Genomic DNA, 23,880 nt, shown 5'->3' with positions numbered 1-23,880 from the left:
ATGTGAAAGCGAAGGTGAAAAGAACGATTCAAGTTGTTGACAAAGTCTGCGTGTTCCGATTTCCCGTCTCCGCTCCGTAGCGACGGCTTGAGTCGCTCAACGGGAAATACGGAGCTCCTCCAACAAAGGGTGACCGTTTACCCACGAGCCACCTTTGAGCTTGCCGAAAGAGGAGTGAGAGGGAAAATAGCTCACCCAACATCACGATGGTAGGCCACTTTTTTTCAGCAGTCTCACGCTTCGCCGTCATACATCCTTATTCCCCTGGTATGCCACCTTTCCGTTTACCACAGTCATAATCACCCGCGCCTGCAGGATTTCGTCCGGTTCCGTATCCGAAAGTGTACGGTCCAACACAGTGAAGTCAGCCCACTTCCCCGGTGTGATCGAACCCCGTTCCATTTCCTTTCCTTCGGCATAAGCGCTTCCTGCCGTCCACAAACGCAATGCTTCCTTGACGGTGAGTCTTTGTTCGGGACCATATCCCGGGTGGGGAAACTCCTCCGGATGCCGACGGGTGACTGCGGCATGGATTCCCAGTAACGGATTCAAGGGTTCGATCGGTGCATCGCTCCCACCGGCGCACACAACACCCGCGTCGAGCAATGATTTCCACGCATAAGCATACGGGAGACGTTCCGTTCCCAGACGGTCCTGCACCCAGGGAAAATCGCTGGCCACAAACCGCGGTTGGATGTCCGCGACGAATGATAATTCACTCATCCGTGCCAACAAATCAGGACGAAGCACCTGGACATGGATCAACCGGTCCCGATATCGCGTTTCCTTTGGCGAGGGATGACGCTCCCAAGTGTTGATCACTTGTTCGGCGGCCCGGTCTCCGATCGCATGGATGGCGACAGGAAAGCCGGCTTCGCGTGCCCTGCTCACCCATCCTGCCAATTCGTCATCCGAGTGAACCGGTTCGCCTGCAGTCTCCGGCGCATCCGCATAAGGCTCCGACAACCAGGCGGTTCGTGCCCCGATCGCACCATCTGCAAAGATCTTAACCGCGCCCACATCAGTCCATTCATCCCCCGTCCCTGCTTGAAGTCCCAGTTCCACCGCTTCATCCAAATGAGGATGATAAAGCAAATGATGCGTGCGGAACCACACCCCTGCTTCAACCAGACCGCGATATTCCCGCAACAGTTCACGCACACTGCCCATCACACGCAAATCTTCCGTATGGGCCGCAGTCAACCCGAGGGCCAGCGCCTCTTTCACCGCCTCACGGATATAGGAGCGCTTTTGTTCGGCCGTCGGTTCGGGTATGGCCGCGAAGAACGGGCGTGATGCGTTTTCGTAGATCATTCCGTTTATCTTGCCATCCGGATCCCGGCCGTACTTGCCTTCCTCGGGATCATCCGGTTCCAACCCCACGCCTGCGACCCGGAATGCGACCGTGTTGGCCACATGCGCATGGTGACAGATGCGGGTCAAAAAAACGGGATGACGTAAGGAAACAGCGTCCAGCTCCTCCCGGTGCGGGACTTCCCTTTCCGCCCATTGGTTCTCATCCCAATTGACCCCGACGATCCACTCCCCCTCGGGCGTGCGCGCGGCGATTTCACGCAACAGACAAAGCATCTCCCCTTTGCTCTTCGTTCCGTTCAGATCCAACCGATGGCGCAGCATCCCGTACGCCGCCAGATGCACATGGCTGTCCACCCAACCGGGATAGACCGTCGCACCCTGCCAATCGACGCGACGCACATCTGCTCTTCCCCAATGCAACAGGAAATCCTGACTGGTACCCACATCCACGATACGTCCATTCTCCACGTAGACAGCTTCCGCCGATTCCCGTCTCGCATCCATGGTGATCACACGACCATGTAAGAACAGTGTTTTTTCCACTTCGCCCTCTCCCTTGCACCATGATGAGTCCAATCGGATATATGCTCCTTGTCAATATCATGTTAAAATGAGGAGTAGCGGGTATATTCAGGAATGTTTCCTGTCTTAGTTCATCGCTTCCCGTACATAATCGGTTGTGATTTCCCGTATCATTGTAACATTTTGGTTTAATTGCATGACATGAGAAAGAAAAGGAGAGACAAAATGGACGAACGTCTATATGAACTGAAAAAGCGGTTGACGGAAATCAACGATCTGCATGCAGCGGCCGCCCTGCTGTCTTGGGATCAATCGACCTACATGCCCGAAGGTGGAGCCGAAGCGCGGGGACGGCAGATCGCCACATTGCACCAATTGGCGCATGAAAAATTGACCGACGACCGTTTGGGTCAGTTGTTAGATGATTTGAAATCGTATGAACAAAGCTTGCCTCCCGATTCCGACGACGCTGCTCTGATCCGTGTCGCTCGCAAAGAATATGAACGGGCCGTCAATGTCCCCGCTTCTTTCATCGCCAAATTCTCCAACCACACGGCCACCACGTACAATGTGTGGGTGAAGGCCAAAGCAGCTGACGACTTTTCCCTTGTCCGCCCGTATTTGGAACAAACGCTGGAGTACAGCCGGGAACTGGCCAGCTTTTTCCCCGGTTACGAGCACATCGCCGACCCGCTGATCGATTATGTCGACGAAAGGATGACGGCAAAGAAGCTACAAGCGTTGTTTGGGGAACTCCGCAAACGGCTCGTCCCGCTCGTACAGGCGATCACGGAGCAAGAGCCCGTCGACGACGCCTGCGTCCGACAGCACTTTCCGGAGCGGGACCAACTGGCGTTTGGCGAACTCGTGATTCGTCAGCTGGGTTTTGATTTCCGCCGGGGTCGCCAAGACAAATCGCCCCATCCATTCATGACCAAATTTTCATTGGGGGACGTGCGAATCACCACGCGCGTCAAAGAAAACGACCTGACCGAAGCCCTGTTTAGCACGATTCACGAGGCCGGACATGCGATGTATGAATTGGGCATCTCGGAAAAATACGAAGGAACGCCGTTGGCCAACGGAACCTCCTCCGGCGTTCACGAAAGCCAGTCCCGCCTGTGGGAAAACATCGTCGGGCGCAGTCGCCCCTTCTGGCGTCATTTTTATCCGCGTCTGCAGAAGGTGTTCCCTTCCCAGCTGGGTAACGTGGACGAAGAGACATTCTATCGCGCCATCAACAAAGTGGAACGTTCACTGATCCGGACAGATGCCGACGAGGTCACCTATAACCTGCATGTGATTCTGCGATTCGATCTGGAGCTGGCCATGCTGGACGGTAGGTTAGCGGTCCGGGATTTGCCGGAAGCTTGGCGGGAACGATACCAGAGCGATTTGGGGATCGTGCCGACGACTGACAGCATGGGCATCATGCAGGATGTTCATTGGTATGCGGATACAATCGGCGGTGCATTCCAATGTTACACGCTGGGCAATATTTTAAGCGGACAGTTTTACGCAGCGGCCAAACGGGCGAACCCCCACATCGAAGAAGAGATCGCCCGAGGGGAATTCGGCACGCTGCATCAATGGTTGAAGGAAAACATTTACCAACACGGTAAGAAATATACGGCGGACGAACTGGTACAGCGGGTAACGGGTGAATCTCTCTCCATCGAGCCGTATATGGACTATTTAACGAAGAAGTACACAGAACTGTACAAGCTTTGAAAGGAGTGTCCGGGATGACCCAGCCCCTACCGCCCAAAACATGTTCGATCGATCGCTTGGTCACACGGGAGTCGGATATTGAGAAAGCTCTTCGTGGAGAAAAGTATGCGACCAGACGGAACGGCCGATACGCCGACCCCGGTGAAACCCTCGAATTGCGGGGACGGCGATTTTCCATCACCGCCGTATATCGTCAGAAATTGGGAGAGATGACGGACACTGACGCCCGCTCCGAGGGATTCCCGGATCTGGACGCCTACCGTGAGTATATCCTCTCGTTGCACCCGGACATGCGTTGGGTTCCCTCAATGGAGGTTTGGGTGCATGAGTGGAGTCCCGTCACCTGATGCAGAGCCGTCTCCCGTCCATTTGTTTCCCATTGTTCAATCGCGTGAAATGACCGGGAAACACCAACCGTCTCGAGCGACGTATGTCTCCGGGAAGATGGCCCTGGCTTCGGCCAACAACGCCGGTTCGTCCTCAACACCGTATCGCGGGCTGATATGGTTGAGGATCAGTGTGCGGACCCCCGCACGTACGGCCGTACGCGCAGCATCCACCGTGGTGGCATGACCGTGCGTTACTGCCAGGGCCGCTTCCTGGGTCCGATACGTAGCTTCATGTACCAGTACATCCGCCTGTGATGCCAGCCGAACCGCCGCTTCCGTCGGACGGGTGTCGCCCAAAATCGTCACGACCCTTCCCCGTTTGGGCGGTCCCAACACCTCTCGTGCCCGTATCATTCGGCCGTCGGGCAATTGCACATCCTGTCCCGCTTTCAGCCTACGATACAATGGACCTGGCGGAACACCCAACGCCTTCAGCAAATCCGTCCGCAACGAACCCGGTCGATCCTTTTCCTCGATGCGATAGCCGAAACAAGGGATACCATGATCCAACTCCGCACAGATTACCCGCACGTCATCATCCTCATAAACAACGCCAGGTGTCACCTCCCTCACTTCCCATTCATATCGTAAATGTGTCTGACTTACAGTCAGTACCGTGTCCACGAATCGGCGCAACCCTTCCGGCCCAAACAAGATGAGCGGTGTATTTGCTTCCTGAAATGAGCGACTGCCCAGCACACCCGGCAGGCCGAAAAGATGATCCCCGTGCAGATGGGTAATCCAGATGTGATCCACTTTCCCCAACTTCACCGGTGAATGAAGGATTTGATGTTGTGTCGCTTCCCCGCAGTCAAACAGCCATGTTCTTCCTTTTCGCTCCGTCCATTTCAACGCCGTCGCCGACACGTTGCGTTCCTTGGCCGGGACACCGGCTCCCGTACCCAGAAAAATCAATTCCATCCATCTTCCCCTTCCCCGCGAACAAAGAATTATATATAATTTAGATCAGGGCAACTTTATTGCCCATGACTAATATTATGGTGAAACGAGATTTGAACTATATTTTTTTCGACAAAAGTTGACCTAGTGCAAAAAAATCGCTTTGAACCATCTTTGTTAGTTAAGAGAAAGAGGTGATCGGACCATGGCCATGACAGCACCCCACACCACTCCCGACTCCGGAGGATGGCGCCGGGTACGACAACAGCCGTCATTACCTGAAGTATACCGTTCTTTGCCCATCCCGAAAAAGGGATCGTGGCTCCGAAAATTCCTTGCGTTTGCCGGTCCCGGTTATTTGGTGGCGGTCGGATATATGGACCCCGGAAACTGGGCTACCGATATCGCAGGGGGCTCATTGTTCAATTACACCCTGTTGGCCGTCATCCTGCTATCCAATGTGATGGCGATGATCCTGCAATCCTTGTCAGGAAAGCTGGGCATTGTGACCGGGCGCGATTTGGCCCAGGCATGTCGGGATCACTACAGCAAACCGGTAGCCATCGCGTTGTGGATCTTGTGCGAGTTGGCCATCGCCGCCTGTGATCTGGCGGAAGTGATTGGTTCGGCGATCGCGTTAAATCTGCTGTTCGGGATCCCGCTCCTCTACGGCGTGATGATCACCGTATTGGATGTGCTGTTAATCCTGCTTCTGCAAAGTAAAGGATTCCGTTATATCGAATCGATCGTCATCTCATTGTTGGTTGTCATCGGCATCTGCTTTGCAGTGGAACTGGTGATGGCCAGACCGGACTGGATGGGTGTGGCGAAAGGCTTCGTCCCGAATCCGCAAATCATCCAAAACCCAGAAATGCTGTACATCGCTATCGGCATTCTCGGAGCGACGGTGATGCCTCACAATTTGTATCTGCACTCGTCGATCGTGCAGACGCGTCAGTTTGACCAAACACCAAAAGGCAAGCGGGAAGCAATCAAGTACGTGACGGTCGACTCCACGGCGGCACTGTTTTTTGCACTTTTGATCAACGCATCAATTCTGATATTGTCCGCAGCGACATTCCACCGTTCCGGCAACGTGGAAGTGGCCGGGATCGAGCAGGCATATCACCTGCTTACACCGCTGTTGGGCACCTCCATCGCCAGTGTGCTGTTCGGGGTGGCACTGTTGGCTTCGGGGCAAAACTCTACACTGACCGGTACATTGGCCGGACAGATCGTCATGGAAGGATTTCTGAATATCCGTCTTGCCCCGTGGCTGCGCCGGCTGATCACGCGTCTGATCGCCATTGTACCAGCCGTCATCGTCACCGCGATGTACGGGGAAAACGGGACGATGCAGCTGTTGATTTTGAGTCAGGTGATCCTGTCCCTGCAACTTTCTTTCGCCGTATTTCCGCTGGTTCAGTTTACCAGTGACAAGAAGAAGATGGGTGAATTCGCCAACCCGACATGGTTGAAAGTCGTTGCGTGGACGATCGCATTTGTCATCGCAGGGTTGAACGCATATCTGCTGTATACAACACTGTTGGCGTAGTTTTTCAACACAAAACCGGAAGCGCAGGCTCGGGCAAAATTTTGAAGAGGAAATTGCTCGCGAACGGACTATGCATTCCAGTACTTCGCTCGATGGGCTTAGTCTTCGCTCTCCCAAGGAAACGTTGCCGCCTGATGTGAACGATCAGACGCCCCCCAGGAACCTATCTCGGGAAAACACTTCTCCTTCTTGACACTTCCCCGCAGTTCAGCTCGAATGATGGAGCTGAACTGCGGGATTTTTTATGATAAGCGACAGGTGGACAAGAAATACATGAATAATTCCAAAAAAAGTGATAAAATGAGATTATCCCCATCCCGGAGGTGCCTTCATGCTCAAAAGCAAAATGGCAAAAGTGCTCGTTTCCACCATGGTCTTGCTGACCTTGTTTGTTCCCTGGATGCTGATGGCCACCGGATGCAGCCACCAACCACAAGTGAAACCCAAGGATGAAGCCCCCGTGATCGTACCCGACAAGCCGAATGGGAAAAAAGTGTTGTTTGACAACACGCATGAAGAAACAGCCGGATCGGCTGACTGGGTCATCGACGGGGGTTTTTCTAACTTCGCCCAAGCATTGGCGGATGAAGGCTATGAAGTGAAGGAACTGCGCAAAAAAGAGCCGATCACTTATGATGACTTGCGCCCATACGACGTATTCGTAATCGGAGAAGCCAACAACCCCTACAAACAATCGGAGCAAAGCGCCCTGTGGCAATATGTTCAAAACGGCGGCAGCATCCTGTTCATCTCCGACCATTACAATGCCGACAGAAACAAAAACCGCTGGGATCCGTCCGAAGTGTTCAACGGTTACCGACGCGGTGCCTGGAACAGCCCGACAAAGGGAATGAGCCCTGAAGAAGCCACATCTCCCCCGATGCGGAATGTCATCAGTTCCGACTGGTTAGCCCAGCATTTCGGCGTCCGTTTCCGCTATAATGCGATCGGGGATGTGACGGCCAACCAGATCGCCCCGCCGAATCAAGCATTCGGGATCACGAAAGGCGTTCAAACTTTTGCGATGCACGCCGGATCGACCGTTGCTATTCTTGATCCGCAAAAAGCAAAGGGGATCGTATATTTGCCCCGCACCAATGCCAAATGGAGTCACGCCGTTGACCAAGGCGTCTACAATGGGGGTGGCATCCCCGAAGGCCCGATGGTGGCCATCGCCAAAGCCGGGAAAGGAAAGGCAGCTTTCATCGGCGATTCGTCTCCCGTGGAAGACGATACGCCCAAATATCGGAATGAAGAGACGGGTGCACCCAAAAAAACGCATGATGGTTTCCACGAACAGGACGATGCCGTCTTGTTGGTCAATCTGGTGAATTGGTTGGCCAAAAAGGAATCCTATACCCGTCTTTCGGAAGTACCGGGATTGAAATTGGATCAACCAACCCGTTTGTATGAATGGGAACAACCGGCCAAGAGTACCGAACCGGAGAAGGAGCCATGGGCGCCTCCCGACAACGGATACAAATGGTGGGATCCCTCCACCTTCAAACCGGGCTCCTACGGCGCAGGTTCGAGTAAACCCGCTCCGCCCTCCGGGGATATCCGGTACATATCAGAACATCCCAACCCGATTCCCGCCGGAAAAACGGTGACGATCCGTGTGATGGCTGACGGGATGCAGCCGGGCACAACACTCGACGGATACCGACTCGGCCTCTATTTGGAAGGCGGGAAACAAGTGGCCAAGTTCCGCAACGCAGACGGTTCCTGGCCGAGTACTTACGGTTACAGCGCCCCGTTCCAACTGAAGTCGGACAGCAAAGGACATGCCGAAATGGCCTTGACCGCACAAATCGACCCGGGGGCGAAAGGCACCGCATATATCCGGTTGAAACAGGATAAAGACACCCGATTGACGGAGAAGCTGGAGATTCGGTAAGAAAACGATAAAAAGTGGACAAGCGACCCGTATTGGAAAGTCACATCCAAATGCGGGCCGCTTGCCTACCCTCGCAAATACGTTCCGGAGTCGCTTGGACGGGCGACAGCGATCACTTTTCACCATTTCCAAATTTGAATGTTTTACTACGGATCACTTTTTTTTGGAGCCAGACAGGGTACACACCGTTTCCACATGGGCGGTTTGGGGGAACATATCAACCGGAACCAACCGTTTCAGCTCGTACCCCCCTTGCAGCAATTGCTCACAATCTTTGGCCAGAGTGGACGGATTACAGGACACGTACACCAGCCGCGGCACGTGCACTTCCCTTAGCATATCGATCAACGGCTGACCTAGACCAGTCCGCGGTGGGTCGACCACAACCACATCGGGCCGTAACCCCGCTTTGACCCACCGGGGCAACAAATCTTCCGCTCGACCGACATGATACTCGGCGTGGCCGATCCCGTTCCGTTTCGCGTTACGTCGGGCATCCTCAACCGCTGAAGGGATTGTGTCCATCCCGATGATGCGGGCGGCACGATCCGCCAACCACAAACCGATGGTCCCTACCCCGCAATAGGCGTCGATGACGGTTTCTTTCCCCGTCAGCGCGGCGGCTTCCTTCACCAAGTCGTACAATTTCACGGTCTGGATCGGGTTGAGCTGGAAAAACGCCGTAGCCGATAACGCGTACACTTTTTCATTCAGTCGCTCATCCACTGTTTCCTTGCCCCACAAAATGCGCGTTTTCTCACCAAAGACAAGAGAGGTGCGTTTCGGGTTGACGTTGAGCACGATGCTTTTCACCTGCGGCAAGCGACGAACCAGACGCATCACCAGCTCTCGTTCTCGCGGCAATTCGTCGGTACGGCACACCAGCACCAATTGGGCTTCTTCCGTCTGAAACCCAAAGCGGACCACCAAATGGCGCAACACACCCGTATGTTTCTTTTCATCGTAGATGGGAATGCCAAGCTCCTCCACCGTTTTGCGCGCTGTTTCCAGAATGCGGTTGGTCTCGGGATGCTGTACCCCGCACTCCCTCATGTCGACCAACCGATGGGAACGGGCCGAATACATGCCCATCAACACCTTTTGCCCCCGTAATTGCACAGGCAGTTGGGCCTTGTTGCGGTATCGCCACGGTTCGTCCATCCCCACCATCTCTTCGATCGGCAATTTCCGCAAGGAAGTGTAACGGGCAAACGCTTCTTCCACCAATTCCTTTTTCAGCTTCAACTGCATCGGATAATCGATATGCTGTAGTTGGCACCCCCCGCAATCGGCATAAACCGGACACGGCGGTTGAATCCGGTGAGGAGATCGCTTCAGAATCCGAAGCAGACGGGCTTTGGCAAACCGTCGTTCCACGCTTTCCACACGGGCCACCACTACCTCACCCGGAATGGCCCCGTCGACGAACACCACTTGTTTTTGATAAAATCCGACTCCCTCCCCGTTGATGCCCAAACGACGGATCGGGAGCTGGATGGTTTCCCCCTTTTTCAGGCGAATCATCGTTTCGTTCTTTTTCATCATTCATACCTTCCTACCCGAGATCGGACGATATCCCCCTCATTGTACCCGAATTTCCCGGACACCAAAAACCGCCTTCCCGCAAAACGCAGGAAGGCGGTCAGGTTGATGTCAAATTTCACGAGCTCCGATCCCCCATCTCCGCTCCGCCCAGGTCAGCGCAGGACGTGGGCAAAGTACGCTTTGCTTTGAGGAAATTGCCCGCAATTTCAATCTTGCGCTTCCCGAGTCTTCGCTCAGTCAGGGCTTAGGTCTTCGCTCGCCTGGAAAAACATTGCTTCCTTACGGAATGACAAGACACGTTATAGACTAAAACATCGGACCCGCTCCCAAAAGCGTCTTCACTCCACATCAGTTGACGGAACCCGCACTCACCACTTCTTTTTCTTCTTGCGCCACAGAGGCCGCCAACACCGGGCGGGTAATGATCCGTTTGACGGACACTTCCCATTCCGCCGGTAGAACTGAAGCCAGCCGCGGCTCCCAGTTGCGAACGAGGAAAGCGGCATGGCTCCGTCCATGATCCGGATAAATGACTGCATCCAGCACTTGGATGCCTGTATCGACGAGCTCCGATTTCCACTTGTCCGCCGTGTCGGCAGCCAATACTTCCTCCGTCTCGATCAGGAGGAACTGGACACCGCTTTCTTCACCCGCCGGCAAAATCATCGGTCGACGAAGGGAGGCAGCGCGCAAAGCAGGCAGTCGGTACACATTACACAAATCTTCCACCACCGCACTGCCGGTGGGTTGTTCACCCGCACCTTGACCCACCAGTGTCACATCTTGCACAACATCGCCTTCCACATGGATGGCGTTGTAAACGCCGCGAACCCCGGAAAGCGGATGGGAAAGCGGCACCAGGGTGGGCGCTACTTGCAATGCTACCGGTCCTTCTTCACCGTATTGTTCAGCTTGGGCGAGCAATTTGATCGAATATCCCAGTCGACGGGCAATCTCCAATTCGGCGACCGTGATGTCCGTGATCCCTTTCCGCGGGATGTCATCCACCGCCACATCCACCCCGAAAGCCAACCGGCAGAGAATCGCCAGTTTGTGAGCCGAATCGAAGCCTTCGACGTCTGCAGTCGGATCGGCTTCAGCGTATCCTTTTTCCTGCGCCTCCGCAAGAACAGAGTCAAACGAACGTCCATGTTCAGTCATTTGCGTCAAAATATAATTACAGGTACCGTTGACAATCCCGGAAACCTTATGAATGCGGTTCGCTTTCAACAAATGCTGCAAGGTACCCAAAACGGGGATGCCGCCGCCCACACTGGCTTCATACAACAATTGAACGCCCTTTTCACGCGCCAGCTGCTCCAGCTCCACCCCGTGTTTGGCGATTAGCTCCTTATTGGCGGTCACAACGTGACATCCCGCTTCGATCGCTTTCACCACATAGGTGAGCGTGGGTTCAATTCCGCCCATCGCTTCAATCACCACCTGCACCCCCGCTTCCAATACATCCTCAAAGCGGGTGGTCAGGAGATGTTTCACGCCTTCCACCTTTCGTTTCTTGGTTAAATCCCGCACCAGAATGCGGCGGACTTCAAACAGCGTGCCCGTTTTGCGTGCAATCACGTCCTGATTGGACTGGAGCATTTTGTATGTTCCCGTTCCCACCGTTCCCAGTCCCAACAACGCAACATCGACACGCTTCATCGCCTGCTCCCCCCTTTAAAAATTCAAAACCCTCTTCCAAAGATAAGAAGAGGGGACATGTATCCACGCCACCCTGCTCCTTATCTCTCAGCACCCGAAGGTACTGCAGGAATTGGCACCTTATGCCCGTACCCTGCCTACAACGCAGGGGCCGAACATGGTTGCCGGGCTTCATCGGGCCAGTCCCTCCGCCTCTCTCGATAACGAGTCAGTGGTTGATCCCTATTTAATTAGTCACTATTATCCAACAAAAAAAATACGTTTGTCAAACCCTTTTTTTTGAACAATATCGAACAGACATCGTCATTACGGCGAAATTTGTCCGTTCCCAGTAGAAAAATGTCCGGTTCCACGGGAAACCGGACATCAATCATGCCGCGCCACGATGCGGTTGCGAAGAACGCCCAAGCGCTCCACTTCCAGCTCTATCACATCATCCGGTTCCAACCAACGATGCACCTCTGTACCCAGCTCCAAAATACACCCGGTTCCGACTGTGCCGGACCCGATTACGTCTCCAGGATACAAAAAAACATCCTGAGAAGCTCGCTCGATCATTTCCGCAAAGGAAAAGTGCAAATCCCGGAGATTGCCGCGGGACAATTCAACCCCGTTGACCCGGGCAGTCATCGCCAAATCCCAATGATCACCGGTTCTTCGGTCTTCCAGCTCATCCAAGGTGACCAACCACGGTCCCAACGAAGTGGCAAAATCTTTCCCTTTGGCCGGTCCCAAACCCACTTTCATTTCCTCAAGCTGAACATCCCGTGCGCTCCAATCGTTGAGAATGCACAATCCCGCGATATATTCCCTTGCTGAGTCTCGGGGGATATTGCGTCCCTTTTTCCCGATGATACATGCCACTTCCAACTCATAATCCAAACATTGGGTGTTTTTCGGGCGGTATACTGGTTGCTCATGTCCCACTATAGTCTGATGATTGGAAAAATAAAAAACAGGAAAATAATACCATTCAGAAATCATATCGAGGCCGCGTCGTGCCCGCGCCGTTTTGACATGCTGTTCAAACGCGTAGAAATCACGAAAGCTGGGCGGTCTGGGCACCGGCGGAAGCAAACGGACTTCCGCAAGCGACAATGCCACCGGTTCACCCTCCACTTTCACTTGATCAGGATGTGTACCCCGGCAAGCATCGATCACCTGACGCAACAATGAAAGGCCATCCGCCCCTGTTTCCAGGAACGCAACCATATCTGTCGGGATCGCACGGGGAAACGGCATTCCCTTTTCCAACATGGCCCATTCCTGTGCAAAACCGATATCCCAAACATACCCATCCTGCACCCAACCGATCCGGGCATCGCCATGCTCTTCCGCCCGGATGTTCAACACGTCTTCTTTGATCACATAGGTTACCAAACGCATCCAACCACTCCTCTCCTCCCAGCATATGCATCAAAAGCAGGTGCTTGCAAGCCTTTTTGCGGGAAGATCATCGCAACACCCGGTGACGTGCCGGTTGCAAAACTTCATCAGCGATTCGATCAGCCGCATTTCCGGATGCCAGATTCGACATGACTCGGGCAATGTGTTCCCGACGGGCCGGTGACTCCAACCAACGCTTCATCTGTTGTGTCAATCGACCGAACTGAACCGTTTCCGCCACTCGATGGCGCAATAGGTATCTCCGGTTCGCCTCTTCCTGCCCCGGCAATGCGTTCAACAGTAACAGGGGTAAACGTTTGACCATCGCTTCCGTTATGGTGAGTCCACCCGGCTTGGTGATCAACAGGTCTGCAGCATCCATGAACAAGGGGACATCGGGTTGGAATCCCTCTACGCGAATGTGGGGTGGCAGAGAATGACGGGTCAGCTCATACATCAGGGCTTCATTTTTCCCTGTCAGCACCACGACTTGACAAATGGGGCCTGCTTTCTCCAATTCCCGTACGGTTTCGCGGACGGGCCCCATCCCTTCCCCGCCGCCCATCACCAATACTACCGGACGTTCCGGACTCAATCCCAACAAACGTCGCGCTTCCTGCTTCGACACGTTTTGGAGAAATTCCCTTTTCACGGGAATACCTGTCTCGACAATCCTGGTGGCAGATTGCCACAAACGGCGTTGCGCCTGTGGAGGAACAGAAATTCCGCTGGCCGTGCACAACACATCAGGTGCGCCCGACAGCCAAATGGGATGAATTTCATAATCGGTTACCACGCAGAATGAAGGGATGCGACGCCAGTGGGAAGACAACCACATCAATGCGAACGGATGAGTCGCTACCACCTTTGTTGGACGGAATTGAGATAGTCGCCGTACTAATTGGCGCCGGATCATCCACCCCGCCCGCTTGATCGCTTCCCCGGAAACATAACGAAACCAACGGGACTGATGTGTCCAATCATACAGATAGTGATACACTGACGGAAACCGGTTCAACATACGGTGATACCCGGTTTGGAGGAGAGGATGTGCCTTCGTCGGTATCCAGTCCAACAAATCAACGTACATCACTCGTGCGTTTCGCTGTTCCATCACATGTAACAATGCTTGTGCCGCCGAGTTGTGCCCGGCACCAAATCCCATCGACAGTAGCAATACACGTTCCATTTGGCGCCCTCCTCAATCCCACTCCTCTATCATTATGACAAAAACGACCCAATCCGTCTCCTTTCTTATCAATATCTCGCGAAAAATTGATCAATCTTTTACAATGATGAAACAGGTTGGTGGTCCAAATGGGCCGTGAGACTGCTGACAACATGTTTTGGCCACCTGCGATTCCGGGTGTGCCGATTTCCCTCTCGCTCCTGAATCACTGCGCTCAAAGGTCACGCGTGAGAAATCGGATCCCTCGGACATTGTCGACAACCTGACGACCCAAATGAACCGTGGTCTAGGGCTGGGATCGTTGACGCGCCAGCTGCTCCTGCGCCAGTTTGACCATTTCCCGTACCATGTGGCCACCGATGGTGCCGCCGATTTTTCCGGCATCGGACGTTTTCAAATCTCCGTTGTCACCGGGTTTAAGGGGTACGCCGACTTGCTTGGCCACTTCCATTTTGACCTGGTCGGGCGACAGCGGTCCTACACCCAATTCTTTGCTCATCACTTGGGCTTTCAAGCGCGCCAGGGCCGGCCGCGACTCGGGCACCAACAATCGCCTGCGCCGTTTTCGAGCCATGTTTCCACCCCCTGCGAATAGTTTCCCATCAAGAGAAACAAATGATGTGGTGGACAATAAAAGGAAAAAACCGCCCATTTGGGCGGTCGTCCATGATGAGGGTTGAGAGGGGGATTGGGCATTTTTTCTGTTCCATTGTACTTAGATGCATTTGGCCAAATCGCGTGCTTGTTGGATGGCTTTTTGCTTGATTTCTTCGGCTTTGTCCGGGAATTGCGCCATACCTTCGGCAATGACAGATTCCACGGATTCCACACCCAGGAATGACAACACGGCACGGATATAACGGTCGCCGAACTCAAAGTCCTTGGTCGGGCCTTCGGAGTAGATGCCGCCACGCGCTTGGATGTGGACAGCTTTTTTCCCTTTCAGCAGACCGACTGCACCGTTTTCGGTGTATTTGAACGTTTTGCCCGCGATACAGATGGAGTCAATATACGCCTTCATCCGCGGAGGAATACTGAAGTTCCACATCGGGGTGACGATGATGTATTTGTCCGCTGCTGCAAATTGATCGACGATCTCATTGATCCGTCCCACTTTTTTCTTCTCCTCTGCGGACAATTCCTCAAACGAGGTCCCCTGCTGCAATTTGCCCCAACCGCTGAACACATCTTCGTCCAAGAAGGGAATGTCCAATTTGTACACATCCAACTCGACGATTTGATCTTCGGGATTGGCCTCCCGGTAGGCATTCAAAAATGCCCGTCCCACCTGCAAGCTGAACGACTGGTCTTCCGGTTTGGGATTGGCAGTGATGTACAATACGGTCGCCATGTGAGCTTCCTTCCTTTCGTTTGTGGAATGGATGAGAGAGTGATGACGGATTTAAACTAACTTTAGTTACGTTGATATTATGCATTTATATACTTACTTTTGTCAAGCTAAAAATGAATAAACAATCTCCCCTCAAAAGATTTCCATACACTCCGGTTTTTACTCATGAAAAAAACCCGTCCCCAAGGGAACGGGCTTTTCCTCGTCACTTCGTGAAGATGTGGTTTCCGATTTTGGTCACCTGCGGGCGAGACCAGATCCATCCGGAAGTTGCGGTGTCCGGGTTGAAGTAGTACAACGAACCATGTGTAGGGTCCCAACCCCGGATCGCATCCATCGTAGCGCGATAGGCCGTACTATTGGGGTTCATCCAGAACTGCCCGTCCTGTACCGCCGTAAACGCACCATCTTGGAAAATCACACCGCGTACTGTTTTCGGAAACTCCGGTGAATCAATCCGGTTCAAAATCACAGCGGCTACAGCTACTTGCCCTTTGTAGGGTTCGCCTCGCGCTTCACTGTATACGGCTCGTGCAATCAACGCAATGTCTTGTTTTGAAAATCGGGAATTTACAGAATGCCAAGGCTGCCTGTGGACTTTTTTGGATACCGTCTGTTTGGATACGGTATGCCGCTTCAACGATCCCCACGTTTGGGGACCGGTAATACCATCGATCCGCAATTTATGATGAATTTGATACTGGATAACCGCTTTTTCCGTCTTCAAACCATATATACCGTCCAGCTTGCCACGGTACAGCCCCAGCTGTAGCAAGCGATATTGCAAATCCCAGACATCTCCGTTATTACTGCCGTATTGTATCATCGTCGGTGCAGCCGCTTCCGCCTTTCCGTTTCCAAACGGAACCGCTGCAACGATCACCGCAACTACTGCACCCGTGAGCACCCAAGCCCACTTTTTCCAAATAGACATGTGATTCCTCCTTTCAAGCCTCCGAGGTTAGCTGACGGGTTCGGGCAAGGAGTTGATCCCGGCCACCAAAATGGTGACTTCACCCCAACATTGATTGCATCCCCCGTACCCCGCGCCGAACACCGACGCGAAGATTCGGCTGTTCAATGTACGTTGACCATTATAAGTTGGATATGGAAACCTTTCAAGAGAAAATGATTAGAATGTAAGGTATGTATTTCCTTGGAAATCACACAACAAAAAAGCGCGGCGGAAGATTCCACCGCGCTTTTGTCGATCTTTCTTATCCGCGCGCCGCTTGGTACCGTTTGGCGACTTCGTCCCAATTGACCACGTTCCAGAACGCTTTGATGTATTCCGGACGCTTGTTTTGGTATTTGAGATAGTAGGCGTGCTCCCACACGTCCAAGCCCAAAATCGGCGTGTCGCCTTCCATCAGCGGGCTGTCTTGGTTCGGCGTGCTCGTCACGGCCAAAGAACCGTCTTTTTTCACGACCAGCCAAGCCCAACCGCTACCAAAACGGGTGGTTGCCGCTTTGGTGAATTCTTCTTTGAACCGGTCGAAGCTGCCGAAGGCTTGGTTGATCGCGTTAGCCAGCTCTCCGCTCGGTTCGCCGCCACCGTTCGGGCTCATGATTTGCCAGAACAGGCTGTGGTTCGCATGACCGCCACCGTTGTTGCGCACGGCCGTACGAATGCTTTCCGGTACTTGATCAATGTTGCGCAGAAGGTCTTCGATGGATTTTTCCGCCAAGGCGGTGTGACCTTCCAACGCCGCATTCAAGTTGTTCACATACGTGGCGTGATGCCGGCCATGGTGAATTTCCATCGTTTGCGCATCGATGTGCGGCTCCAAAGCGTCATAGGCATAAGGCAATGCAGGCAGTTCGTGCTTGGCCATGATTCACCCTCCAATATGTAGGATTTGGTCCTTTTTCATCTTCGAAAAAGGACGGGCACTTACATCCTTCCCGATTCTATTATGCAAAAAACGTGGAATTATAGTCAACTTAAATGTATGAAAAGTGGGCTTTCGTTAAGAATCCCGCCATGTGTTGATCAGGTCCACAGGTTCCGATTTTTGATCGTGATGGTGCGCATCATCTTCCCGGCTCGCTCCACTTGCTCCCTGCAGGGAAGCAAACAAGGCCGCTTCGGATCGGATACGCAGGACGCGGAGAAGGTGCTTCGCTCAAAAGAAAATTGACCGCCGATAGCGTCCTGCGTTTTTTACGGTTCTTCTTCGGCCGGTCTTGGCCAGTCGCTCACCTGGGTAACATTCCTGCCTGACTAGGGTGACCGGACAGGCACAGGGCCACTTTGTCAGCAGTCCCAGTGGACAAACACCGGTTTACCGTCCGGTTCCGCTGATAACGCGAGACAATTCTGTCACATCGCGTACAATATAATCGGCGCCCAACTCCTCAAACTTGGCCCGCGCGGCCTCTCCGGTCAATCCCGTCAACGTGGCTGCAAACTTGCAACCCATTTTTCGGGCCGCCAACAAATCGGCAACCGAATCCCCCACGATCAGCACTTCTTCGCCTTTGGGCAACGGCAAATCGACGGTGAGCACTTCCGCATCCGCTTTGCTCCGACCGAAATATCCTTTTAAATATGTGTACGGTTGCGGTTTGCCGAGCGGGGCATGTTCCGGATGCGCCCGTTCAGCCTGAATCACATCATCTGCGGTGACGATCCGTTCCAGATCAAACGCATCATACAATCCAAGGGCGGTAAGCGGCACTTCCGTCTCGATCAGCGGACGGCCGGTTCCCAATCCCAACACGATGCCCTCTGCTCGTAACCCGTCCAGCACATGTCGAATCTCCTGGGGATCGGCCAGTGGAATCTCCTGATGCAAAAATCCAGTTTTGCCCGGTGTGACTGGTGCTTTGCCTTCCACCTGCCGGTATCGGTCGTCACCCAGATACCATTCCTGAAACACATGACGCCCCAACTCCCACAACGCGCTTTTGGGCGAGAACACCTCGGTTTCCACACCCAACCACGCTTTCGCCAACGTATTGAAATACGCGATCAATTCCTGTTTGGTGGCGTTCGACTCGGCCAATGCCGGGATGAACGCGCCAAACTGTGGCTCAAACATGATGCCCGCTTCACGCAACCGTCCGCCCAACTGACGCAACACATCGGCTGTGACGGGGCCGTTCATCGCTTCCGCCACCCACTCCGGCCGCTCGGCTTGAATTTGTTTCAACAAGCGGAGCCACTGCAGGGAAAACGTCATCTGAACCATATCCCAGTTGGAGTTGATCCCCCGCGTTTTGATCCAATCCAACACCCTGTCGCTGTCAAACACCAGTTGGCGCAAGTGACGGATTTTTTCCTCGGAAGGTTGAGTGTTAAACACATCTCCCCGCAATCCCAAATAACGGGGATTGTACAACAGCTCCCACACAGAAAGTGCGGAAGCGTCAAAGCATCGGTCTTCGCTTAAAAACACCCCATCCACGTCAAACAAGATCATCCGATACAACAACTCTTCCTCCTCTTTTTCACCTACTTCCTTTTACTTTACCAGAGGATCGCATCAAAGCCCAACTGTTAATTGTATGAATTCGGTTAACAAAGAAAACCTTCCGCATCGGTTCCATGATGAACCGGAACGGAAGGCTTATCAGGCATTTTCGCTGAAAAAAGGACACCCCGCTCTCCGGGTAGCCCTTCCATCATTCGGTCAGAAGGCTTCGCTCATTAACCAATCTTATTCATATCCCAAATACCATTTCATCCTTTTCTCGATTGCTGTTGAAATGGAACCCGTTCCGCCAAATAGGTAAACGGTATTCAACGGCCCGATCTGCGATCTCACTTCGCTCAGATGAGCTTCCACATAAGAATGCAACCGGTCGGAAGGAGTGAGGAACAGCGGCGTACCGGACATCGCGGCCAGCGGCGCACCGGACAAAGCATCCGTGAACACGTCTCCTCGTGCCAACGCGGCGGAATCGGTGTACAGACCGAAATAACGGGCCACATTGACCGACACGTCATAACGATCCACCCCGTAAATTCGATCCACCTCGCCCCGTTTGGCCAGTTGGGCCATGACACGGTCACTCACCGTGGCTGGACCGCCCGCGATGATGAAGCGACGAATCTCAGGATGGGCTTGGAGAAACTTGGTGATTGCCCCGGGGACGGCATCCCGTGTCACCAGCAGCAACGGATACCCGTTGAGACCCGCGGGAACGGAAGCGGACAGCGCATCGGAAAACACCGTACCTGACGCGATAACGGCCGTATCGGTCGGCTGCATCTGGACTAAGCGTTCCGCCGTGTTGGCGGACACTTCAAACCGATCCGCCCCCGAGATGCGCTCCACCACGATACCCATGTTGGCCAATTCTCCGCGCACCTGAGTGGACACCGATCCCGTCCCGCCCAGTATCACGGCATGTTTCGGCTTCAATCGTTCGATTTCCGCTTTTACCTTGCTAGGCAGATGATCCGATTGCGTCAGCAACAGCGGCGCTTCCATCCGTGTCGCCAACGGGGCGCCGGATAGCGCGTCTGGATAAGTCAAACCGCTTGCGATGTACACTGTTTGCGGGTTGGCATACCGTTTGTCAATTTCCCGGCTGATATTGGCCGATACTTCGAAACGATCCGCCCCGCCCAGTCGGATCAGATCGGTGCCGATCACTTCATAGTTGGTGGACATCCAGTTGCGGGAGTCGTTGCGAAATACATCATAGGCCAACGTGTTATACCCCAGTCGGAACGTTGTTTGAATCGTAAAATCACCCGTTTTTTTGTCCCCGACCGGTCAATCATTCAAATAGACGTACCCAGTGCCGTCATCCACACGGGCAGTCAAGGTTTGCACCTGGTCTTCCTCTCCCTGTTTCAGCCGGGTGAAATGGGCGTTACCAAAAGGAAACTGGGTAGTAAAGTGAGCTTGCTCCGGGTACGAATTTTCCGGGATCAACCCTTCCCCGCTCAATGTGAAATCGTACGGTTGGGCAGCACCCACCAATCCGAATGTGATCAGATAGTAGTTGCCCGTGGGCATGTTGTGCTGATCCTCCACAAACCGCAGGGTATCTGCATTGACCAAGTAGTAGGGTGCCCCTATACCCCCGGCATAGTAGAAGTAATGGATGTCGTAGATGGTGGCTTGCCCTTTGAATTCCACCTTGGCAGGTTCGGTTGACTGCGCGGTCCCCTGTTTACCCGACTTCATTCCTTGTTGCTCCAACTCCACAACACTCAGCAACCTCAGCATCCCGCGGGCTTTCATCTGTTTTAACCGCGTCAATGCACGCTGTTTCGTCTGTGCTTGGGTCGATTGTTGCTGTTTTTGTACGTTTGTTTTCGTCGTTGTACCTTTCTAAGCGTTTGTTCCCATCACCGGCATGATCATCAACGAAACCGTCAATGAACAAGCAATCAGCAGCTTCCCCCATCTTCTCAACAATCTGATCCTCTCCTTTTCATCAATGGATCGGCCCTTGACAGCAGGACGATTCCCTCTCCGCTCTCGTTTTCCCTGATCCTCCTCTCAAATTGGAGTTAGTGCCCCCATTCTCTTTATTTGTCAATTATTTACTTTTTATGGAAATCGATTCGTCCGTAAAATTCCATTCCCCCTAAACACCATTGGTCACATTTTGAACGGCTTTACCAGATCGTTAGCATGTAATTGTTAAGGGGTAGCGATTTTTTTTCGTTAGAGCCATGTTGAGCTAGGGGAACCTTTTTCCATACAGAAAAGGACACCTTTTGTCGCCTGGGCTCAGAATAATTGACTTCAATGAAGGATGTTGAAAAATGAATGGTGAAGGAGATCAACTCATGCTATCCTCAACCTGAGACATGCCTGATCATATCTTCCAAATTGCTTTCCAGGCTTGTTCCACCTGCGCCCTCCTAGGAAGCAAACCCGCTTTGGACCGGGTGCGCAGAACGCGGCAAAATACGCTTCGAAAACATCACCGCCAGTTCTAATGACCAGACACGCCCTGGCTGCATGAAAAGGGGAAGAGAAGCATGCAAGTAACTACCAAACTGACTAGAAGGCAATTTCTCAAGCATTTGCTGACGGCGTCTTTGGGATTGGCTGGACTGATCGGCTCCGCGGGCGTGTACGGATACTGGATTGAACCCTATTGGCATGAGGTAGAGCATGTGTCCATTCGCATTCCCTGTTTACCGCAAGCGTTTGAAGGGATGCGGATCGTGCAGTTCAGTGATTTGCATCTCGGATTTCACCTGATGCCGCGGGATTTAGATACCATTGCCAAAACGATCCGGCGTTGTCAGCCTGATTTGCTCCTGTTCACCGGTGACCTGGTCGACGATGGTACCGAAGTCGTCAACGAGGCGATCCCGTATCTGACCCAATTGCGTGCCCCACTCGGCCAATTCGCCGTACTGGGCAATCACGATTACCGAGATCCCGAAGCGATCGTCGATGGCTGGAATCGGAGCGGTTTTGAAGTGTTGCGAAACGAACACCGCCTGATTCAAAAAGGGGAGGATGTGATTGTACTTGCGGGTATCGAAGATTTGCTGATGTCGCATCCGGACATCAGGCACGCATTGGATGGGTTACCTGCAAACGCCTGCACCATCCTGATGTCTCACTGTCCGGATGTTGCGGAGGGAGCGAAACATCATCCCGTCGACCTGCAATTGTCCGGCCACAGCCACGGTGGGCAAATTCGTCTGCCTCTGATTGGTCACGTGATCACACCACCAGGGGCAAAAAAGTATGTGGACGGATGGTATCAGCTGGATCGTATGCAGTTACATGTCAACCGTGGCATTGGAACCACCTTGCTTCCAATTCGCTTCAACTGCCGCCCGCAGATCAGTGTGTTGGAGTTGAGGAGGGAGATATCCTGATGAAATGGTGGATAAAGATGGTGTTGTCGTTGCAGTTAGGCTCTCAATCTTTACTTAGATCCTGTCCACAATCGGCTTTTTATTCTACAGAAAGTCAAAACCCTTTTTGGTGATCTATCTTCTTTTAATCGTTTTGGCCGGTATCCGTTGGTACAAGGGGTTCCTTTCATCCAGAGATATTCACACCCGCCGATCTACCTCGGCGGGTTTTTTGTGACCTTGTCCAAATCCTCTCACAACAACACCTGCAACAGGCGGGCTGTGGCAATCCCCACATAAGTCCCGATGGCGTAGCCCAACACACCCAACAACACTCCCGGCGTCACCAGCGATGTCCAGCGTTGAGAAACGGCCAGTGCCAGCGCGGTGGACGGACCGCCGACGGTTGCCTGGCTGGCGATGGACAGCGTTTCGATCTCGATCCGCGTCCATTTCCCCAGACCGAAAACGATCAGCGCGTGCACACCCACCAACACGGTCAGGAAGAGGAAGACGGCCGGTCCTTTGTTCACCAGTGTCGAAAGAATGGTCCCCGCTCCCATGGTGGCGAAGAAGAAATGAAGCATCAGGTTGCCCAGTTCTTCTCCGCCACCCCAACGGTTGATCGGCGTAAGCCAAGACAACAGCAAAGCAAACGTTGTGTAGTAAATAACGGTGGGAATCTCGAATCCGACCCATCGGGCCACGATCGGTGTGATCCACTGGGAAACGGCGACCAACGTCAATGCCACCGCCGTCAAATACGCCATCTCATGGATGGAAACAGTGGTCGGTCCGCCGCTCATAAAGCCGTTTGCCACCGGTGCCGTATCAGTTCCCTGTCGGTTGCGGATGGACGGATAAAAACGGGCCAGCAAAGTGGGGATCACCGCAGTGGCCACCATCCACAGATTGGTCATGATGTTGTCCGCAGCGGCACCCGCGGCGTACAACGAACCAGTTGTATGCACAGCCTGTCCCACGGCAGCATAGTTCACCCCACCGCCGATGTAGCTGGCCGCAAATTGCCCGCCCAGTTTCCACATTTCCGGTCCGATCGCATCAGCCAACAACCACGCTCCAACCACCGTTCCCGCCAACGTGCCGATTGAGGCCAATACAAAGGCGATCAATGCGGGCTTCCCCACTCCTCGTAAAGCACGCAGATCCGTGGACAGCAAGATGAAGACAATGGCCAACGGGACCCCGTAATCATACGCAAACGTGTAAAACGGATTGACTTGGCTGGAACCCATCTCGATCGACGGGGGAATCACGCCGATATTGGCCAGCACAGCCCCACCAGTGATGACGAGAATCGCCGTTCCCAACCAAGAAAACCACCGATAACGGCGGTCCAACCAAAACGAAACGGCAATCAACAGCGTGACGACGGCTCCTACCCCCAACGGACTGGTCACCAAAGCAGTTTCATGCGAGTTCATCGGTTCCCCTCCCTTTGTTGATAGACTTTTCATTTTATTGTATACAATAACATGTCATAGTTGGATATAAAAATCCCCACCGGTCAGCAGGGGCGGGGTTAACTGAGAGAATGGCGGGAGGGGATATACCCCAATTCGTCAACACCGATCGCGTTCACCACAACTCCGGTGTTGGTCCTCTATTCTTCTTTTGTGTATCCTTGG

Annotated in this window: 19 protein-coding genes and 2 riboswitches; of the genes, 5 read left to right on the top strand and 14 right to left on the bottom strand. The window is 53.4% G+C overall.

Features of this window, described 5'->3' with window-relative positions; translation table 11 throughout:
* Positions 1 to 246: 246 nt before the first annotated feature.
* Positions 247 to 1,860: an amidohydrolase gene (locus tag NWF35_RS07480; RefSeq protein WP_363321573.1), complete on the bottom strand. Its 1,614-nt coding sequence runs from the start codon at positions 1,858 to 1,860 to the stop codon at positions 247 to 249.
* 204 nt (positions 1,861 to 2,064) lie between these two features.
* On the opposite strand from NWF35_RS07480, the gene NWF35_RS07475 reads away from it, so the two are divergent.
* Positions 2,065 to 3,570 (top strand): carboxypeptidase M32, encoded by a 1,506-nt coding sequence (locus NWF35_RS07475; RefSeq protein ID WP_301238430.1) that lies wholly within the window; start codon positions 2,065 to 2,067, stop codon positions 3,568 to 3,570.
* Positions 3,571 to 3,584: 14 nt separating this feature from the next.
* Positions 3,585 to 3,917 carry an ASCH domain-containing protein gene (locus NWF35_RS07470; RefSeq protein WP_301238429.1) on the top strand — a complete coding sequence of 111 codons (333 nt, stop codon included), beginning with the start codon at positions 3,585 to 3,587 and terminating at the stop codon, positions 3,915 to 3,917.
* A gap of 36 nt (positions 3,918 to 3,953) precedes the next feature.
* Here NWF35_RS07470 and rnz read toward each other — a convergent pair whose 3' ends face one another.
* The gene (gene rnz, locus NWF35_RS07465) at positions 3,954 to 4,880 is read right to left on the bottom strand and encodes a ribonuclease Z (RefSeq protein WP_301238428.1); all 927 of its coding nucleotides are present in this window, start codon (positions 4,878 to 4,880) and stop codon (positions 3,954 to 3,956) included.
* 184 nt (positions 4,881 to 5,064) lie between these two features.
* On the opposite strand from rnz, the gene NWF35_RS07460 reads away from it, so the two are divergent.
* Together NWF35_RS07460 and NWF35_RS07455 are read left to right on the top strand one after the other, a co-directional pair.
* Complete coding sequence (locus NWF35_RS07460; protein ID WP_435873849.1) at positions 5,065 to 6,414, top strand: Nramp family divalent metal transporter; 1,350 nt, start codon at positions 5,065 to 5,067, stop codon at positions 6,412 to 6,414.
* A gap of 331 nt (positions 6,415 to 6,745) precedes the next feature.
* Positions 6,746 to 8,311, top strand: a complete 1,566-nt coding sequence (locus NWF35_RS07455; protein WP_301238427.1) for a DNA-binding protein — start codon at positions 6,746 to 6,748, stop codon at positions 8,309 to 8,311.
* Between the two features lie 153 nt (positions 8,312 to 8,464).
* Here NWF35_RS07455 and rlmD read toward each other — a convergent pair whose 3' ends face one another.
* The 11 genes from rlmD to NWF35_RS07400 all read right to left on the bottom strand — a co-directional run bounded on the left by rlmD (position 8,465) and on the right by NWF35_RS07400 (position 20,621).
* Positions 8,465 to 9,853, bottom strand: a complete 1,389-nt coding sequence (gene rlmD, locus NWF35_RS07450) for a 23S rRNA (uracil(1939)-C(5))-methyltransferase RlmD (RefSeq protein WP_301238426.1) — start codon at positions 9,851 to 9,853, stop codon at positions 8,465 to 8,467.
* Positions 9,854 to 10,204: 351 nt separating this feature from the next.
* The gene (locus NWF35_RS07445) at positions 10,205 to 11,518 is read right to left on the bottom strand and encodes a homoserine dehydrogenase (RefSeq protein ID WP_301238425.1); all 1,314 of its coding nucleotides are present in this window, start codon (positions 11,516 to 11,518) and stop codon (positions 10,205 to 10,207) included.
* 77 nt (positions 11,519 to 11,595) lie between these two features.
* A riboswitch (SAM riboswitch) is annotated at positions 11,596 to 11,725 on the bottom strand.
* 159 nt (positions 11,726 to 11,884) lie between these two features.
* Positions 11,885 to 12,775, bottom strand: a complete 891-nt coding sequence (locus NWF35_RS07440) for a fumarylacetoacetate hydrolase family protein (protein ID WP_435873856.1) — start codon at positions 12,773 to 12,775, stop codon at positions 11,885 to 11,887.
* A gap of 196 nt (positions 12,776 to 12,971) precedes the next feature.
* Complete coding sequence (locus NWF35_RS07435) at positions 12,972 to 14,093, bottom strand: MGDG synthase family glycosyltransferase (protein WP_301238423.1); 1,122 nt, start codon at positions 14,091 to 14,093, stop codon at positions 12,972 to 12,974.
* A 286-nt stretch (positions 14,094 to 14,379) separates the two neighbouring features.
* Positions 14,380 to 14,667, bottom strand: a complete 288-nt coding sequence (locus tag NWF35_RS07430) for an alpha/beta-type small acid-soluble spore protein (RefSeq protein ID WP_301238422.1) — start codon at positions 14,665 to 14,667, stop codon at positions 14,380 to 14,382.
* A 141-nt stretch (positions 14,668 to 14,808) separates the two neighbouring features.
* Complete coding sequence (locus NWF35_RS07425) at positions 14,809 to 15,444, bottom strand: FMN-dependent NADH-azoreductase (protein ID WP_301238421.1); 636 nt, start codon at positions 15,442 to 15,444, stop codon at positions 14,809 to 14,811.
* Positions 15,445 to 15,649: 205 nt separating this feature from the next.
* On the bottom strand, positions 15,650 to 16,378 hold the full coding sequence (gene sleB, locus NWF35_RS07420; protein WP_301238420.1) for a spore cortex-lytic enzyme: 729 nt from the start codon (positions 16,376 to 16,378) through the stop codon (positions 15,650 to 15,652).
* A gap of 1 nt (position 16,379) precedes the next feature.
* Positions 16,380 to 16,529: riboswitch (cyclic di-AMP (ydaO/yuaA leader) on the bottom strand.
* A 132-nt stretch (positions 16,530 to 16,661) separates the two neighbouring features.
* The gene (locus NWF35_RS07415; protein WP_301238419.1) at positions 16,662 to 17,279 is read right to left on the bottom strand and encodes a superoxide dismutase; all 618 of its coding nucleotides are present in this window, start codon (positions 17,277 to 17,279) and stop codon (positions 16,662 to 16,664) included.
* A gap of 450 nt (positions 17,280 to 17,729) precedes the next feature.
* Complete coding sequence (locus tag NWF35_RS07410) at positions 17,730 to 18,869, bottom strand: HAD family hydrolase (protein ID WP_301238500.1); 1,140 nt, start codon at positions 18,867 to 18,869, stop codon at positions 17,730 to 17,732.
* A gap of 237 nt (positions 18,870 to 19,106) precedes the next feature.
* Positions 19,107 to 20,105, bottom strand: coding sequence for a cell wall-binding repeat-containing protein (locus NWF35_RS07405; protein ID WP_301238418.1), 999 nt, complete (start codon positions 20,103 to 20,105; stop codon positions 19,107 to 19,109).
* A 66-nt stretch (positions 20,106 to 20,171) separates the two neighbouring features.
* A complete protein-coding gene (locus tag NWF35_RS07400; protein WP_301238417.1) occupies positions 20,172 to 20,621 on the bottom strand; it encodes a hypothetical protein in 450 nt (149 codons plus the stop codon).
* Between the two features lie 773 nt (positions 20,622 to 21,394).
* On the opposite strand from NWF35_RS07400, the gene NWF35_RS07395 reads away from it, so the two are divergent.
* A complete protein-coding gene (locus NWF35_RS07395) occupies positions 21,395 to 22,252 on the top strand; it encodes a metallophosphoesterase (protein ID WP_301238416.1) in 858 nt (285 codons plus the stop codon).
* A 233-nt stretch (positions 22,253 to 22,485) separates the two neighbouring features.
* Here NWF35_RS07395 and NWF35_RS07390 read toward each other — a convergent pair whose 3' ends face one another.
* Positions 22,486 to 23,676, bottom strand: a complete 1,191-nt coding sequence (locus tag NWF35_RS07390) for a DUF819 family protein (RefSeq protein WP_301238415.1) — start codon at positions 23,674 to 23,676, stop codon at positions 22,486 to 22,488.
* Positions 23,677 to 23,880: the final 204 nt, after the last annotated feature.

This window comes from Polycladomyces subterraneus (genome assembly GCF_030433435.1).
Lineage (GTDB): Bacteria > Bacillota > Bacilli > Thermoactinomycetales > JIR-001 > Polycladomyces > Polycladomyces subterraneus.
This window is presented reverse-complemented; position numbering and strand designations above follow the sequence as displayed.